The organism is Sphingomonas oleivorans, from assembly GCF_003050615.1.
In the GTDB taxonomy this organism is placed as follows: Bacteria; Pseudomonadota; Alphaproteobacteria; order Sphingomonadales; family Sphingomonadaceae; genus Sphingomonas_H; species Sphingomonas_H oleivorans.
Map to the genome: position 1 here is coordinate 544250 of NZ_NWBU01000004.1, position 15999 is coordinate 560248.

At 65.3% G+C, this 15999-nt stretch carries 12 protein-coding genes; 4 read left to right on the forward strand and 8 right to left on the reverse strand.

Features of this window, described 5'->3' with window-relative positions; all coding sequences use genetic code 11:
- Nucleotides 1-5 precede the first annotated feature (5 nt).
- Entirely contained in the window at nt 6-848 is an 843-nt protein-coding gene (locus tag CLG96_RS02840) for an aldose 1-epimerase (protein ID WP_165799495.1), read from the reverse strand.
- 113 nt (nt 849-961) lie between these two features.
- On the opposite strand from CLG96_RS02840, the gene CLG96_RS02845 reads away from it, so the two are divergent.
- Nucleotides 962-2953 carry a glycoside hydrolase family 97 protein gene (locus CLG96_RS02845; RefSeq protein ID WP_107966324.1) on the forward strand — a complete coding sequence of 664 codons (1992 nt, stop codon included), beginning with the start codon at nt 962-964 and terminating at the stop codon, nt 2951-2953.
- An 85-nt stretch (nt 2954-3038) separates the two neighbouring features.
- Nucleotides 3039-5789, forward strand: a complete 2751-nt coding sequence (locus tag CLG96_RS02850; protein WP_165799496.1) for a TonB-dependent receptor — start codon at nt 3039-3041, stop codon at nt 5787-5789.
- Between the two features lie 127 nt (nt 5790-5916).
- Here the strand turns inward: CLG96_RS02850 and CLG96_RS02855 are convergent, their stop codons facing one another.
- From CLG96_RS02855 to CLG96_RS02870, 4 genes are all read right to left on the reverse strand, one after another.
- Nucleotides 5917-6648, reverse strand: a complete 732-nt coding sequence (locus CLG96_RS02855; protein WP_107966326.1) for a FadR/GntR family transcriptional regulator — start codon at nt 6646-6648, stop codon at nt 5917-5919.
- Between the two features lie 66 nt (nt 6649-6714).
- Nucleotides 6715-7347, reverse strand: a complete 633-nt coding sequence (locus tag CLG96_RS02860) for a 2-dehydro-3-deoxy-6-phosphogalactonate aldolase (RefSeq protein ID WP_107966327.1) — start codon at nt 7345-7347, stop codon at nt 6715-6717.
- A complete protein-coding gene (locus CLG96_RS02865; RefSeq protein ID WP_107966328.1) occupies nt 7347-8264 on the reverse strand; it encodes a 2-dehydro-3-deoxygalactonokinase in 918 nt (305 codons plus the stop codon). The genes CLG96_RS02860 and CLG96_RS02865 overlap by 1 nt, the downstream gene beginning before the upstream one ends.
- The gene (locus CLG96_RS02870) at nt 8261-9130 is read right to left on the reverse strand and encodes an SMP-30/gluconolactonase/LRE family protein (protein WP_243395577.1); all 870 of its coding nucleotides are present in this window, start codon (nt 9128-9130) and stop codon (nt 8261-8263) included. The genes CLG96_RS02865 and CLG96_RS02870 overlap by 4 nt, the downstream gene beginning before the upstream one ends.
- Nucleotides 9131-9307: 177 nt before the next feature.
- Here CLG96_RS02870 and CLG96_RS02875 point away from each other — a divergent pair, with 177 nt between their 5' ends.
- Nucleotides 9308-10870 (forward strand): sodium/sugar symporter, encoded by a 1563-nt coding sequence (locus CLG96_RS02875; RefSeq protein WP_107966330.1) that lies wholly within the window; start codon nt 9308-9310, stop codon nt 10868-10870.
- Between the two features lie 227 nt (nt 10871-11097).
- Here CLG96_RS02875 and CLG96_RS02880 read toward each other — a convergent pair whose 3' ends face one another.
- Nucleotides 11098-12066, reverse strand: coding sequence for a Gfo/Idh/MocA family protein (locus tag CLG96_RS02880; RefSeq protein ID WP_107966331.1), 969 nt, complete (start codon nt 12064-12066; stop codon nt 11098-11100).
- A gap of 102 nt (nt 12067-12168) precedes the next feature.
- On the opposite strand from CLG96_RS02880, the gene CLG96_RS02885 reads away from it, so the two are divergent.
- The gene (locus CLG96_RS02885) at nt 12169-13968 is read left to right on the forward strand and encodes an IlvD/Edd family dehydratase (protein ID WP_107966332.1); all 1800 of its coding nucleotides are present in this window, start codon (nt 12169-12171) and stop codon (nt 13966-13968) included.
- Between the two features lie 189 nt (nt 13969-14157).
- On the opposite strand, the gene CLG96_RS18920 is transcribed toward CLG96_RS02885, so the two are convergent.
- Nucleotides 14158-14457: an alpha/beta hydrolase gene (locus CLG96_RS18920; RefSeq protein WP_207796536.1), complete on the reverse strand. Its 300-nt coding sequence runs from the start codon at nt 14455-14457 to the stop codon at nt 14158-14160.
- Between the two features lie 194 nt (nt 14458-14651).
- Nucleotides 14652-15839 (reverse strand): MFS transporter, encoded by a 1188-nt coding sequence (locus CLG96_RS02895; protein ID WP_107966799.1) that lies wholly within the window; start codon nt 15837-15839, stop codon nt 14652-14654.
- Nucleotides 15840-15999: the final 160 nt, after the last annotated feature.

Here is a 15999-nt window from a genome sequence, read left to right on the forward strand (position 1 = left end):
GCCTTTTATAGCCTGACGATGCTCATGCCGATCGTCGCGGTCGCCCCCGGATCGACTATCTGGTGGCCGGGCTGCCGTTCGTCGTTGAACGAGTTGGGGACATGGGTCACGGGCTCGAGGCAGACATAATCCTCGCCCGGCGGCGCATAGAGATGGAAACCCCGCGCTTCCCCGCTCGTCACTGCGATGCGCGACGCATCGGAGGAGATGAGGATCCCGTTCACCGGCCCGTCGAAGAAATTGTCGAGCCCCAGCAGCGCACCGATCGGCACATCCGCACCATCGCCCGCGAAGGGATTGGCCTCCTGCACGACATCCGCCACGCCGCGCGCATCGTTCAGCCATATCGACCGGGCCGCTGCCGCGATCCGCGTCGTGGCACCCGCCGGGAAATAGGGATGGAGACCCAGCCCCAGCGGCATCGGCCGCGCCGACCGATTCGTCACCTCCAGCACGACATTCAGCCCGCCCGGCAGCAGCGACAGGATCTGCCGCGCGCTATAGTCCCATGGCCAGCCGCCGCCCTTATGGTCCAACCGTAGCACGGCGCGATCCTCCGCCGCCGTCTCGACCTGCCAGGCCGCGCGCCAGCCATGGCCGTGCAACGCATGTGGCGGCGCCTCCCTGTCGGGCTCGATCTCGATCCGCTCACCATCGAAGGTGAAACGGGCATCCGCCACGCGATTCGCGAAGGGGACGAGCGGGAAGCAGCCGCTCTTCAGTACATCCTCATTATCCACCGGAGCGGGACGCAGCAGATCGACCCCGTCGACTGCCAGCGCCGCGATCGAGCCACCCACAGCCGGCGTGACGAGACAGCGGACACGATCCTTCTTCAGCACGATCATCGGCACTCTCCACATTAATATGATTTTTAAGACTAGACTCGTCACCGCCAGTCAATATATGAGTTTGATATTATAAATCGGTCCGGACTAACCGGGCCCATCAGGAGAGGATAATGACGCGCTTATCGTTCGTCGCCGCTCTGCTCGCATGCACCACGATGAATGTCGCGGCGAGCGCCCAACAGCCTGCCGCCCCGCTCGAACTCAAATCGCCCGACGGTTCCATCTCCGTCTCCTTCACGCCCTCCGTCGGCGATCAGCCGCCGCTTTATCAGGTGACGCGCAAGGGCGAGGTCGTGATCGCGTCTTCCCCGCTGGGGCTCAACCTCTATGACGTCACACCGTTCGGTCCGCTCGAGGTCGTAGCGGCGAACCGCGCCTCGGCCGATCGCAGCTACAAGCTCACCGCCACCAAGACGGCGACGGCGCGCGATCATTATAATGAGCTGACGGTTTCGCTGCGCGAACGCGACGGCAGCCAGCGCAAGCTCGACATCATCTTCCGCGCCTATGATGACGGCGCCGCCTTCCGCTACAGCCTGCCGCAACAGCCTGGCTTCACCAGCGTCCAGCTTGCGGGCGAGCGCACCCAGTTCAACTTCCCCGCCGATTATGATTGCTGGGGCCTCAATCTAGGCCGCACCAATCTCAGCCATGAAGGGGAATATGAGCCGATCAAGGCGTCCAAGACGCGCTGGCACAATCTGTTCGATCCGCCTTTCACCTGCAAGACCGGCTCGGGCAATACCACCTTCATCCTGACGGAAGCCGATCTGCGCGATTATGGCGCGCTTTATCTGCGCGGCCGCAATGATGGCGGGCTCGGAATGTATGCCTATGTCTCGCCGCGCTATGACGATCCCAAGGTCGCGGTACGGCGCGAGATGACGGCCGCCGGTATCCAGTCGCCCTGGCGCGTGGTGATGATGGCGGACCGGGCGGGCGATCTCATCCCTTCCACGCTGATCGGCAATCTCAACCCGCAGAACGCTATCGGTGACACTTCATGGATCGCACCCGGCAAGACCGCCTGGGACTGGTGGTCCGGCCCCTATCTGCCCGCGCCCGCCAAGGGCGGCATGGATATGGTCACGCTCAAGCGCTACATTGATTTCGCGGGCGCGACCGGGCTTCCCTATATGCTGATCGACGAGGGCTGGAGCCTCAATTCGGGCTTCGCCGGCAGCGCGCCCGCCAATACCGACATCACCAAGACGCAGCCCAATCTCGATATGCCGGAGCTCGTCCGCTATGCGAAGGCGCGCAATGTCGATTTGATGCTCTGGCTCCAGTGGAGCCTGCTCGACAAGAATATGTCGGCCGCGCTCGATCAATATCGGGCCTGGGGCATAAAGGGGATCAAGGTCGATTTCATGGACCGCGACGACCAGGAAATGGTCGCCTTCTATCATCGCGTGATCCCCGAAGCCGCCAAGCGCAAACTGCTCGTCAATCTGCACGGCGCCTATCACCCGACGGGCCTCAACCGCACCTATCCCAATTTCGTCACACAGGAAGGCGTGCTGGGCGCGGAATATAATAAATGGTCGCATCGCGTCACGGCGACGCACAATGTCACCCTGCCCTTCACCCGCATGGTGCTCGGCCCGCTGGATTATACGCCGGGCGGCTTCCGCAACGTCGCGCCCGATCAGTTCAAGATCGTCAACAGCCCGCCGCTGGTGAAGACGACGCGCGGCCAGGCGCTGGCCATGTATGTTGTCTATGACAGCCCGGTCCAGATGCTCTCGGACAGCCCCGATGCCTATGAGGGCGCAGCCGGCCTCGATTTCCTGAAGCTCGTGCCCACCGCCTGGGACGAGACGCGCTTCCTCGGCGGGGACATTGGCGAGCATATCGTCCTCGCCCGCCGCAAGGGCAGCGACTGGTATATCGGCGCGATGACGAACGAGAGCGGGCGCAGCGTGACGCTGCCACTCTCCTTCCTCGGCAAGGGCCGCTTCAGCGCGCAGATCTGGGCGGATGGCGCGACGCCGACGACGCTTGCCGAAAGCCGGCGCGACGGCCTCACCGCCGCCGACAGCCTGACCCTCGAACTGGCCGGAAGCGGCGGCGCTGCCGTCCGCATCACGCCCGGCCGCTAGAGCAAGAAAAGAACCGGCCCGTCACGGGCCGGCACATAACCCATGACGTGAACAATCGCCCGCGAAGGCGATGGGGAGGATATTTATGCGTGTTAAGAGAAGCGATCTGCTCCGTTCACTCCTGCTCTGCACCAGCCTGACCGCCACGCCGGCCCTGGCGCAGACCGCACCGCAGCCCGAGGAGCCCGCCGCGCAGGCGACGGTCACCGAGGGCGAGGCACAGGAAATCATCGTCACCGGCACGCGCGCCAGCCTCGGCCGCGCGCTGGACATCAAGCGCGAAACGCTCGGCGTCGTCGATTCGATCGCTGCGGAGGATATGGGCAAGTTCCCCGACCAGAATGTCGCGGAATCGCTCCAGCGCATCAGCGGCGTCTCGATCGACCGTTCGCAAGGCGAGGGCCGCTTCATCACGGTGCGCGGCTTCGGCCCCGAATTCAACACGGTGCTGCTCAACGGCCGCATCCTCGCCACCGACAATAATGGCCGCGAATTCAGCTTCGACATATTGCCGTCCGAGCTGATCGCGGGTGCCGATGTCTACAAATCCTCGGCGGCCAATTTCCAGGAAGGCGGCATCGGCTCCACCGTCATCGTCCGCACCGCCCGGCCGCTCGATCGTGCCGGCTTCGTCTTCGCCGGAAACGCCGGCGGCAAATATGACAGCGGATCGAAGAATGTGACGCCGACCGCCTCGGTACTGCTCAGCCAGAGCAATGAGGATCGCACTTTCGGCGCACTGCTCAGCCTCGTCTATGACAAGCGCGATGCCCGGATTCAGCGCTATGGTACCGGCGGCTGGATGACAGGCCAGAATCTCGATTACAATAAGGATAGTGTCGTCGATCTCGCCAATGTCGCCGTGCCGCGCACTGCAGAGCACGTCATCGACGAAAGCTCGCGCGAGCGGATCGGCGGCACGCTCGCCATCGACTGGGTCGTGTCCGATCAGTTGAAGCTTAAGCTCGACGGCCTCTACACCCAGTATAAGATCGACTCGCAGACGAACTTTCTTGCCTATTTCACCGACCCCGCCGACATCATTTCCGCCACCGCGAATGAGAATGGCACCGTCACCCGCTTCGTACGCGGCAATACGGGCAGCCTCGCGACCGACCATGTCGTGACGACCAACCCGCGCAATGCGCGCACCTATCAGGTCGCGCTCAACTCCGAATGGACGCCGTCCGATCGCACCACGATCACGGCCGACGCCTCCTATTCGCGCGCGACCAACAAGGGCGGCGGCGCCACGCCCTTCTTCGTGATCGGTGCGCGCAACACCGGCCTGAACCCCGTCTGGGAATTGCGCCCGGACGAACCGACGCCGCTCGTCTCCAACGTCATCTCGACGACCGATACGTCGCAGCTCCGCGGCCATTTCGGCCTGCAGAGCGGCGACAATGTGTCCGATCAGATCGGCCAATTCCGGATCGACGGCGTCCAGGAATTTGACGGCACGCTGCGCCGCGTCCGCTTCGGTGGCCTCGCCTCGCAGCGGACCAAGAAGATCAGCGACTATTCCACGCCGCAGGGCATTCTCTGCTTCTACTGCGGCTATTTCGCGACGCTTCCCTCGGGGCTCACCAGCACCTTCGACGCCGGCAGCTTCCTCGGCAGCCCGGGCGCCCCGACGCAATGGCTGAACTTCGACTATAATCAGCTCGTTTCTTATTATAACAGCGACGCAGCGATCACGCAGAAGGGCAATCCGCAGGCGGAAGCGCTCTTCCGCGCGCTGATCGCCGCCAATGGCGGCACTTTTCGCGGCGTGATCAATCCCGCTGCCTCGGGCAAGGTGCGCGAGAACAGCTATGCCGCCTATGTTCAGAGCGAATTCGAGGGCAGCCTGGGCGACATGCCGTGGAGCGCGGCGGCGGGCGTGCGCTGGGTCTATACCGATCTCAAGGCGAGCGGCGCGTCACAACAGATCTCGTCGATTATCCAACTTCCGGGCGATGCGACGCAGCTCGATTATTTCCTGACGCCGCCGATCCCCGTCACGGCAACCAATAATTACAACTATCTGCTGCCGTCGGCGACCTTCCGCCTGAATCTCACCGACGAGTTGGTCGTCCGCGTGGCGGGCTCGCGCACGCTCACCCGGCCGACGCTCACCAACCTGTCGCTCAACGAAAGCTTCACGGTTCGTCCGCCGGCCTCCTTCTTCTCCTCGGGCGGCAATCCGGCGCTGAAGCCCTATCTCGCCTGGAATGCCGATCTGGGGCTGGATTATTTCCTCAGCCGGACGAGCTATGCGAGCATTGCGGGCTTCTACAAGAAGGTCGACAATTTCGTCTCGCTGGTCACGCGGCCGCGCCAGATCCTCGGCTACACCTTCCTCGACACGCGTCCGACCAACGCGGAATCGGCCGAAATCTATGGTTTCGAGGCCGCCGTGCAATATACGTTCGACATATTGCCGGCGCCGTTCGATGGGCTCGGCTTCTCGGCCAACTACACCAAGGTCGAAAGCTCGGTCGCATTCGATCCCAGCCTTGCCGCCCAGGTGTTCAATGTCGAGGGCCTGTCCGACTCCGCCAATGTCGTCGCCTTCTACGAAAAGGGGCCGATCCAGCTGCGCGGCGCGTACAACTGGCGCGCCAAATTCCTCCGCCGCACCTTCGGCGCGCAGGGCCAGCCGGAGAATGTCGGCGCCTATGGCCAGTATGACGTCACCGCGAGCGTCAAGTTCACGCCCAACCTGACGCTCTATGGCGAGATGCTGAACGTCACCAACGCCAAGTCGCGCGCCTATCAGTCGTTCGAGGAGCGGCTGCTGACGCTGGAGGATACGGGCCGGCGGATCACCGTCGGCGTCCGCGCCAGCTTCTGATTTCCGGCCGCGGGTCCCGCCCCAAGGGATCCGCGGCCACCCTCTTCCCGGGGAGCGTCCCGCCCTCTCCTGCTGGCGCACCCTGGCCTGCCGCTGCGTTCCTCCCGGAACGCGGCGGCTTTGTTTTTCAGTTGCCGACTTCAGCCTCGGCCTGATGGATCAAAGCGAGCACATCGGCGATGATGGTCCGCATCGCCTCGCCCGCCGCCGCCGGATCGCGCGCAACGATCGCCTTCATCACCTTCTCATGCGCGGGCAGGCTCGCCGTATGGCCCTTGTAGCGATTGGTGAAGCGGATCGACGTCTGCAGCGCGGTCGCCACCATATCCCGAAACTGATTGTAGAAAGGATTGCCCGACGCGCGCAAAATCGCGACATGAAAGGCGATGTCGGACTGGAGCGGATCATCCTGCCCGCGCTCGGCCGCCTCCATCCGCCGGAATCCGTCCGCGATCGCATCAAGCCCCTCCTGGTCGGCGGCGGTTGCCGCCAGCGCTGCCGCACCGGGCTCGACCGCGAGCCTGAGCTCGGTGAACTGGCGCAGCAGCCCAAGCGAGAATTTGCGCTCGAGCAGCCAGCGCAGCACGTCCGTATCGAACAGGTTCCAGGACGCGACCGGCTGGATGCTCGTCCCCTGGCGCGGCCGCTGGCTCAGCAGGCCCTTGGCGGTCAGCATCTTGACCGCCTCGCGCGTCACCGAACGGCTGACGGCATGCTGGCGGGCGAGTTCCGCTTCAGTCGGGAAGGACTTGTCATCATAGCTTCCCGTAACGATGGAGCGGCCGAGCGCGTCCAGCATGCCGTGGGTGAGATTACGGCCGAGCGCGTCGCGCACATCGGATGTCTGTAGCTTGTTCATGCCGTTTCCTCGGTCAGTGCCATGATCGGCCAGTCCTACGGCATCATAATATCTATCCGACAACTGTCACGCCATGGTCGCCCGCCATGCTTCGACGAGCTGCCGTCCGCGCTCGCCCACAAGGGCCGCCGTATCGCCCGGACGGTAAAGCGCACCACCGACGCCGATCCCTTCCGCGCCCGCCGCCAGCCAGTCGCCCAGATTGGCCGCACCCGTGCCGCCCACCGCCCAACTCTTCACATGCGCGGGCAATATCTCGCGCACCGCCTTCAGATAGGCCGGCCCCAGGCTCGCCGCAGGGAACAGCTTGAGCCGCGTGGCGCCCGCCGAAATGGCGGTGAAGGCCTCGCTTGGGGTAATGAAGCCGGGCAGCGGCTCCATTCCCTTCTCGACCGCCCGGGCGATCACCGCCGCATTGATATTGGGCGTGACGAGCAGCCTGCCGCCGACGCCCGCGACCGCATCGACCGATGCCGGATCGAGCACCGTGCCCGCGCCCACCAGCGCCTCGCTGCCGCAGCTTTCCGCCAGCAGGGCGATGCTGTCGAGCGGATCGGGCGAGTTCAGCGGCACTTCGATCAGGCGGATGCCCGCCGCGACCAGCGCCTGGCCGACCGCCACCACCTCCTCCGGCCTGATGCCCCGCAATATGGCGACGACCGGCGGCGTTCCGGTGGCGAGAAGTTCGTCGATACGCATCAGTGGGACTCCTTGCCTGAGGATTGCAATGCGATGAGGCCCGCGATCGAGCAGCCATTGCCATCGAGGTCGAGCGTCTGGATGCCGCGCGCGGCGAAGGCGCGGCGGTAGAGCGCGGTCAGCCCCGGATCGCCGATCATCAGGATCCGCTCGGGCCGGTCGCCGAGCAGCCGCAGCCCCTCGCCCGCCTCATGGCCGAGGAGCAGGCCGGAAAGATAGCCCAGCGCCCAGCCATGGCTGCGCCCGTCGAGCAACTGCGCCGATCGCGCCTCGAAGATCGCGGCGAGCAGGCCATCAAATTCCGCGCTGCGGGCAAGACCGGTGTCGAAGCCCTCATCGCGCCCCTCCTCCCGCGCGCCCGCGCGCGCCAGCGTCGAATGGTCGCGCAACAGGGCGAAAAACTCGCCCGTGGGGAAAGTATGGAAGCGCTCGACCCGTCCATCGACAATCGCCGCCCATTTGCTGTGCGTGCCCGGCAACACAATTAGATGGCGCCCCCGCCCCAGCGCCGGATCGCCCGCGATCGCGCCGAATATCTGCGTCTCCTCGCCGCGCATCACGTCCGGCGCGCCCAGCCAGTTGCGGGTCTTGAGGCCCGGCGCGATCATGATGTCGAGCCCCTCGATCGACAGCGACAGCGTCGCCTCGCGCCATTCGGCAAGCGTTGCGGGGCAAGCGGCATAGGGCACTTCGACCAGCCCGTTGCGCGATCCGACCATGCCGCACAAAGTGACGGACATGGCCCCCTCGCCCCGCCAGGGTGCCACCGCCGCGACCAGCGCGGCTGCCGGCGTGCCGTTCAGCGCGCCGATGCCCGGCCCGTCGGCACGGTCGACAATCTCCTCCCCGCGCATGCGGAACAGGCGCAGGCGGCTGGTCCCCCAGTCGCCGAGGATCACCTCGCCGGGCCCGCTCATCGCCCGCCCCCGAGCGCGAGGATGCCGGAGGGCACGCCCGGCACATCGACAGAAAAGGCGAAGAGGCCGCCCGCCTCCGGCTGCGCCTCCAGTTCGGCGGGGGTGAGGCCGATACGCGCGGTGGTCACATAGGCGGTCTTCAGATCCGCGCCGCCGAACGCCAGCTTGGTGACATTGGCGCAGGGCAGCTCCACGGTCTGCACAAGGCTGCCGTCGGGTGCATAGCGGCGCGCCTGCCAGCCACCCCACAGGCCCACCCAGACATGATCCTCCGCATCGATCGTCACCCCGTCGGGCGTGCCGTCGGCGGGGTCGATCCGGGCGAAGACGCTGCCGTCGCGCAGCTCATCGCCCGCCGATATGTCGAAACGCCAGATCGTCCGCCCCAGCGTATCGACATGATAGACATAGCGGCCGTCGCCGGTCACGGTCGGCCCGTTGGTGATGACGCATTCGCCACCCGCGCGCGCGAGCCGTCCGCGATCGAACAGATAGACCGCACCGCTCGGGCTGGTCTCGCCATCATCCATCGATCCGAACCATAGCCGCCCGGCCGAATCGACCACCGCGTCGTTCAGCCTGTTGCCTGCCGCCATCTCGACCGTCGCCAGCGGTTCGGCGTCGAGCGCGGTCCCATCGAATCGCAGCAGCTCATGCCCCCGGCCGACGACGAATCCGCCATCGTCGCTCGGCACGATGAAGCCCGGCTGCCCACCCAGCTCGAACGTATCGCGCTGGCCGCTCGCCGGATCGAGGCGATGGACCCGCCCCTTCTTGATGTCCGTGAACCATAAAGTGGCCGATCGCGCGTCCCAGAGCGGCCCCTCGCCCAGCGCCGCGCCGAGCGGCCAGATATATTCCACCATCGGCATCCTCCCTCCGCATCCACCCGCTGCGCATGCGAACTATCGGTAGACAAGTCTGAATGATATTATAAATAGGTCATGCTGGAATGACAGCGCAAAGTCGATGCCGTTCAACACCGGCCAGGCCCCTCAAGGGCTTCGAAGACCGGGCAAGCGCATCGTGCGAGGAGGATCCTGATGCAGCTTGCCACCGTCGATATCGTCGTGCTTATCGTTTATGCCATCGGCATTTTCGGGCTCGCCCAATGGGTATCCCGCAGCAAATCCGGCGAGCAGAAGGATACGAAGGATTATTTCCTTGCGTCGAAATCCCTGCCCTGGTGGGCGATCGGCGCGTCGCTGATCGCGGCCAACATCTCCGCAGAACAGATTGTCGGCATGTCGGGATCGGGCTACGCCATCGGGCTCGCCATCGCCTCCTATGAATGGATGGCGGCGCTGACCTTGCTGATCGTCGGCAAATATTTCCTGCCGATCTTCCTACGCAACGAAATCTACACCATGCCCCAGTTTCTGGAGCAGCGTTACGGCCCGCGCATCCGCACGCTGATGGCGATATTCTGGCTGGGCCTCTATGTCTTCGTGAACCTCACCTCGATCATCTGGCTCGGCTCGATCGCGGTCCATCGCATCGCCGGCATCGATCAGGACATGGCGCTCGTCATCCTCGGCGCCTTCGCGCTCCTCTACCAGCTCTATGGCGGGCTGAAGGCGGTGGCGCTCACCGATATCGTGCAGGTGACGCTGCTGATCCTCGGCGGGCTGCTCGTCTCGGGGCTCACGCTGAACGAGATTGGCGGTGATCAGGGCATAGCCGGCGGCTTTGCGGCGCTCACCGCCCGGGTGCCCGATCATTTCGACATGATCCTCTCGCGCGACAATCCCTTCTACAAGGATCTGCCGGGCATATCGGTGCTGATCGGCGGCCTGTGGATCATGAATCTCAGCTATTGGGGCTTCAACCAATATATCATTCAGCGCGCGCTCGCCGCGAAAAGCCTGCGCGAAGCGCAGCGCGGCGTGGCCTTCGCCGCCTATCTCAAGCTGCTGATGCCGGCCATCATCGTCCTGCCCGGCATTGCCGCGGTGCTGCTGGCGCCCGGCCTCGCCCGGCCCGACGAAGCCTATCCGACGATGATGCGCCTGCTGCCGCCGGGCATATTGGGGCTGGTGTTCGCCGCGCTCGTCGCCGCGATCGTCGCCTCCACCGCCTCCAAGATCAATTCGATCGCGACCATCTTCACGCTCGACATCTGGAACAAGCGCGCCGGCGTGCGCAGCGAGCGGCAGCTGGTGCTGACGGGCCGGATCACCGCCGTCGTCGCCGTGATCCTCGCCGTGCTGACCGCGCGGCCGCTGCTCGGTTCCTTCGATCAGGCCTTCCAGTTCATTCAGGAATATACCGGCTTCTTCACGCCGGGCATCACCGTCATCTTCCTGCTCGGCCTTTTCTGGAAGCGCGCGACCGAGGGCGGTGCGCTTGCCGCCGCGATAGGCTCCTTCCTCCTGTCGCTGGCCTTCAAGCTCATGATGCCGGAACTGCCCTTCATCGATCGGGTCGGCGTGGTCTTCCTCGCGACGCTGGCGCTCGCCATCCTCGTCTCGCTCGCCCGCCCCGCCCATGTCGCCAGCAATCGCGTGACGACCAGTGATGTGACCTATGGCACGCCACTCGGCTTCAATCTCGCCTCGCTCGGCGTGCTCTTCATCCTGACGGCGCTCTACACCACATGGTGGTGATCGGGCGCCGTCGTCCCTCCCAAAAATGACGTCGCCCCGGCCAAGGCCGGGGCTCCACGTCTCTCTCCACAAATGACGGCCCAAATGGAGATAGACATGGATCCCTGCGCAGGCGGGACCTTCGCCCAAGCGCGCCGACGCCGATAATGGGTGGATGCCGAAACAAGTTCGGCATGATGATAGGAGTTATGCGAAGGTCCCGTCCCTTCAGGGAATGCCCGGATAGATCAGGGCTCGAACGGCTCCACCAGCACGTTACGCGCAATCAGAAAGGCATCGGCCACCAGCCTGAGCGGGCTCGGATCGGCATCGGACCGCCCCGCCGCGATCAACTCCGCGAATCTGCGATAGACGCCCGGATACTCAGCCTCGGGCGCGCCGCGCTCGGGCTCCCCGTCGATCGACAGGCGCGACCCGCCATGGGTCAGCGCCAGCGTGCCGCCATCATCGGTCTCGATATGGATGTTCCAGCTCTGCTCGCCCGTCTGCCGGAAATCGAAATCGGCCGCTATGTCCGCCCCGCCCGACTGGAGCGTCAGCCGCGCGCCGATCGGCGCGAAGGCATTGGCCGGCGTCTCGAACGCGGCTTCCTCCACCGTCAGCATCTCCGGGCAGATTTCGGTCAGGATCGACAGCGCGTTGATTCCGGGATCGAATACCCCCAACCCGCCCGGCTGCCACAGCCAGCGCTGACCCGGATGCCATTGGCGCACATTCTCGCGCCAGATCACCTTGCCGCGCGCGATGCGCCGCCCGGCGAGCCACGCCTTGGCCGCCGCCACCATCGGCGCATGCCTGGAATGCCAGGTGGCGAAGAGCGTCCGGTCATGGGTATCGGCGGCGACACGCAGCCGCTCGAAATCGGAAAGCGTCGCGGCCGGCGGCTTTTCCAGCATGACGTGCAGCCCCGCCGCGAGCGCGGGCAACGCGATCGCGCTGCGCACCTGCGGCGGCGTGCAGATCGCGATGGCATCGACGGGCGGCCCGTCGCGCAGCAGATCGCCCAGCGTCGCATATCGCGGCAGGTCGCGCAGCCCGCTCCCGGAATGGCTCACCAGCGCCGCCAGCTCGAAGCCGTCATCCGCCGCGATCGCCGGATCATGCTGGTCGCGCGCGATCTTGCCCACGCCCACGATCACCATGCGGACGACCCTGCTCGCCTCCGCCACCGGAACGACATTGCCTGCCTCGGCCATCCAACTCTCCCTTTGCTTTCCTGCTGATCCGTCCTATATATATGATCAATGTGCAGCACGAAAGCCGGCTGCGCGAAAACAGTGCGCAGGGAAGGGATGCCAATGTCCGATCAGCCCGCTACGCGGCGATTGAGATCGCAGGACTGGTTCGATCGGCCGGAAAATCCCGACATGACCGCGCTCTATCTCGAGCGCTATCTGAATTACGGCCTCACCGCCGAGGAGCTTCAGTCGGGCAAGCCGATCATCGGTATCGCGCAGACGGGCAGCGACCTGTCACCCTGCAACCGCCACCATATCGTGCTCGCCGAACGCGTGCGCGAGGGCATCCGCACGGCGGGCGGCATCGCCATCGAATTCCCCGTCCATCCGATCCAAGAGACGGGCAAGCGGCCTACCGCCGGGCTCGATCGCAACCTCGCCTATCTCGGCCTGGTCGAAACGCTCTACGGCTATCCGCTCGACGGCGTCGTGCTCACCATCGGCTGCGACAAGACGACGCCCGCATGCCTGATGGCGGCGGCGACGGTGAACCTGCCCGCGATCGCGCTCTCGGTCGGCCCGATGCTCAATGGCTGGCATGAGGGCGAACGCACCGGATCGGGCACGATCATCTGGAAGGCGCGGCAGATGCTTGCGGCGGGCGAGATCGACTATAAGGGCTTCATGGAGCTCGTCGCTTCCTCCGCGCCTTCGGTCGGCTATTGCAATACCATGGGCACGGCGACGACGATGAACAGCCTCGCCGAGGCCTTGGGCATGCAGCTTCCGGGCTCGGCCGCGATCCCCGCCCCCTATCGCGAACGCGCGCAGATCGCCTATCAGACGGGCCTGCGCATCGTGGAGATGGTGAAGGAGGATCTGAAGCCCTCCGACATATTGACGCGCGGCGCCTTCCTCAATGCGATCCGGGTCAATTCGGCGATCGGCGGCTCCACCAACGCGCCGATCCACCTCGCCGCCATTGCCCGCCATGCCGGGGTCGAGCTTTCGATCGACGACTGGCAGGAACATGGGCAGGATGTGCCGCTGATCGTCAACCTCCAGCCCGCCGGCCAATATCTTGGCGAGGATTATCATCATGCCGGCGGCGTGCCGGCGGTGATGGGCGAGCTGATCGCGGCCGGCCTGCTCGACGAAGGCTGCATGACCGCCACCGGCCGCACGGTGGGCGAGAATATCCGCGGCCGGCGCAGCAAGCTGCCCGACGTGATCCGCTCGGTCGACGCGCCGCTGATGGAGGCGGCGGGCTTCGTCGTGCTGCGCGGCAATATCTTCGACAGCGCGCTGATGAAGGTCAGCGTGATCTCGCCCGAATTCCGCGGCCGCTATCTCTGCAATCCCGACGATCCCGATGCGTTCGAGGGCCCCTGCGTCGTGTTCGACGGGCCGGAGGATTATCATGCCCGCATCGACGATCCGGCGACGGGCATCGACGATCGGACGATCCTCGTCATGCGCGGCGCGGGCCCGATCGGCTATCCTGGTGCGGCCGAGGTGGTGAACATGCGCCCGCCCGCCTATCTGATCGAGCGCGGAATCCATTCGCTGCCCTGCATCGGCGACGGGCGCCAGTCGGGCACGTCGGGCTCGCCCTCGATCCTCAACGCCTCGCCCGAGGCCGCGGTCGGCGGCAATATCGCGCTGCTGCGCTCGGGCGACCGGCTCCGCATCGATCTCGCCCGCGCGCGCGTCGACCTGCTCGTCAGTGACACGGAACTGACCGAACGCCGCACCGCCTTCGACGCCGCCGGCGGCTATGCCTATCCGCGCAGCCAGACACCCTGGCAGATGATCCAGCGCCGCTTGGTGACGCAGCTCGAAACGGGTGCCGTGCTCGAAGGCGCGGACGGTTTCCAGCAACTCGCCCAAACCGCCGGCCTCCCCCGCGACAGCCATTAGGCCCGCTCGCCCAGCCAAACCACCGTCATGCCAGCAATAGTCATAGAACTCCTTCGCGACGTCTGGTGAGTCGGCGGTGACGGTTTCCGGCGTCCGATGACGTATTTCTTCTCATCCCCCTCGGCTTCGACCCAGCGCTGCGCGGAGATCTCTTCGAGAGCCTTTCTGCGATCGGCCTCAGACATCGTGTCACCAAGGCCCCTGGCGGCGGTCGCGCGCCATGTCATACATGCTGACCGTAGCGACCGCCTTCATCCTCGAATCGATCTGCGCGGCGCTGCGCGCAAAGCCGCCGCTGCCGCAGATGCCAATGACGCCGATCCGATTACGGTCCACCAGAGGATGCACGCCCAGGAAGTCGACGGCGACACTGAAGTCCTCGACGAAGGCTTCCGGCGAGGCGATGAAATGCGGCTGGCCGCCGCTCTCGCCGTTGTAGGGCGTCGTGGGCCAAGGTGATGAAGCCGCGCTCGGCCATCTGCTGCGCATAGAGACCCGACGCCTGCTCCTTCACGCCGCCAAACGGAGGGCCGACGACAAGGGCGAGATGCCGGGGGATCAGACCGCCTGTTGCGTCTGTTGGCTATCAAGTGGCTCCTGGATCGAGCCATTGTGACGATCAGGCATGCCGTCTCCTCGATGTGCTCGCGGGGATGTGCGTGATATCGGCATGCCGGCCACGGCTAAGCCCCCTTGCGAGAGCTTATCGAGCCGAGGATCGCGGCCCCACCGAGCAGCACGGCGCTGGTCAGGAAGGTGCTCTGATATCCGCTCTTGTCGAAGAGATATCCGCCGACTGCGGCGCCAAGCGTGATCGCCATTTGAATGACAGCGACCATAAGGCCGCCGCCGGCCTCGGCGTCGTCCGGCAGGGTTCGGCTCAGCCAGGTCCACCAGGCGACCGGCGCGGCCGTGCCGATCAGACCCCAGCCAGCGAGCAGGACCGTGGCGGCAGCCGGTACTGTGCCCAGCGCTGTCAGCGCCAGCGCGATGGCCGCCATGGCGAGCGGCGCCCCGACAAGAGCTGCAGATAGGCGCTTGGTCACGATGAAGCCGATAAGCCAGGTGCCGAGCAGGCCCGCACCGCCCATGACCAGCAGGATCAACGAAAGCATGGACACATTGACCTGAGTGACGGTCTCGAGAAAGGGCCGCAGATAGGTGAACAGGGCGAACTGTCCCATGAACAGCAGGGTGACGGCGAGCATGCCTTGCGGCGCTTTCGGGCGACGAAGGACACCGAACGCGCTGGCCTTGCGAGAGGCGCGGTCCGAGGGCATCGGCGGCAGGCTCATGAACTGCCAGGCAAGCGTGATCGCCGCGAGGGGAACGACGGCAAAAAACGCGCCGCGCCAGCCGATATATTGGCCGAGGAAGCTGCCGAGCGGAGCCGCAATGGTGGTCGCCAGCGCATTGCCGCCATTGAGCAGGGCGAGCGCGCGGGGCACGTCCTTCTCCGTCACCAGCCGCATTACGGTGGCCGTGGACATCGACCAGAAGCCGCCTATGACGACGCCTAACAGCGCACGTCCCACCATCAGCACCGCAAAGTTCGGCGCGAAAGCCACCACCAATCCGGACGCCAGCATCAGGACGGTGAGGCCGAGCAGGATCTTGCGCCGGTCTACGCCCCTGGTCGCCGAGGAGATGAAGAGACTCGTCAGCACCGCGAAGACTCCCGATACGGAGATCGCCTGACCGGCAGTTCCCTCACTCAGCTGCAGGTCCGACGCGATCGGCGTCAGGAGACTGACCGGCATGAATTCGGATGCGATCAGCGTCGAGACGCAAAGGGTGAGCGCGAACACGGCCCCCCAGGCCGCGGGGCGTGAAAAGGATGCGTCGGGCACACCGGCGAGTTGGGTCGTCATGGCTTTCCTCAGGTTGCTTGGCACGCCGTCAAATGCGGGGCGCTTGAAGGGCGGAAGCAACATCCGCAGCCGGAACGTAGGCGCTACGGCGCTCTTTGATCAGTCGGACTCGATTGGATGCGACGATGCATGAAATTCATCGATCCGGACTGGAGCGTTT

Coding starts and splice junctions, on each gene's coding strand:
- CLG96_RS02860 (WP_107966327.1), bottom strand. CDS start 7,347: ATGCGTATCGACGAACTTCTCGCCACCGGAACGCCGCCGGTCGTCGCC.
- CLG96_RS02855 (WP_107966326.1), bottom strand. CDS start 6,648: ATGAACAAGCTACAGACATCCGATGTGCGCGACGCGCTCGGCCGTAAT.
- CLG96_RS02870 (WP_243395577.1), bottom strand. CDS start 9,130: ATGGTGGAATATATCTGGCCGCTCGGCGCGGCGCTGGGCGAGGGGCCG.
- CLG96_RS02845 (WP_107966324.1), top strand. CDS start 962: ATGACGCGCTTATCGTTCGTCGCCGCTCTGCTCGCATGCACCACGATG.
- CLG96_RS02895 (WP_107966799.1), bottom strand. CDS start 15,839: ATGACGACCCAACTCGCCGGTGTGCCCGACGCATCCTTTTCACGCCCC.
- CLG96_RS02885 (WP_107966332.1), top strand. CDS start 12,169: ATGTCCGATCAGCCCGCTACGCGGCGATTGAGATCGCAGGACTGGTTC.
- CLG96_RS18920 (WP_207796536.1), bottom strand. CDS start 14,457: ATGCGCAGCAGATGGCCGAGCGCGGCTTCATCACCTTGGCCCACGACG.
- CLG96_RS02875 (WP_107966330.1), top strand. CDS start 9,308: ATGCAGCTTGCCACCGTCGATATCGTCGTGCTTATCGTTTATGCCATC.
- CLG96_RS02850 (WP_165799496.1), top strand. CDS start 3,039: ATGCGTGTTAAGAGAAGCGATCTGCTCCGTTCACTCCTGCTCTGCACC.
- CLG96_RS02840 (WP_165799495.1), bottom strand. CDS start 848: ATGATCGTGCTGAAGAAGGATCGTGTCCGCTGTCTCGTCACGCCGGCT.
- CLG96_RS02880 (WP_107966331.1), bottom strand. CDS start 12,066: ATGGCCGAGGCAGGCAATGTCGTTCCGGTGGCGGAGGCGAGCAGGGTC.
- CLG96_RS02865 (WP_107966328.1), bottom strand. CDS start 8,264: ATGAGCGGGCCCGGCGAGGTGATCCTCGGCGACTGGGGGACCAGCCGC.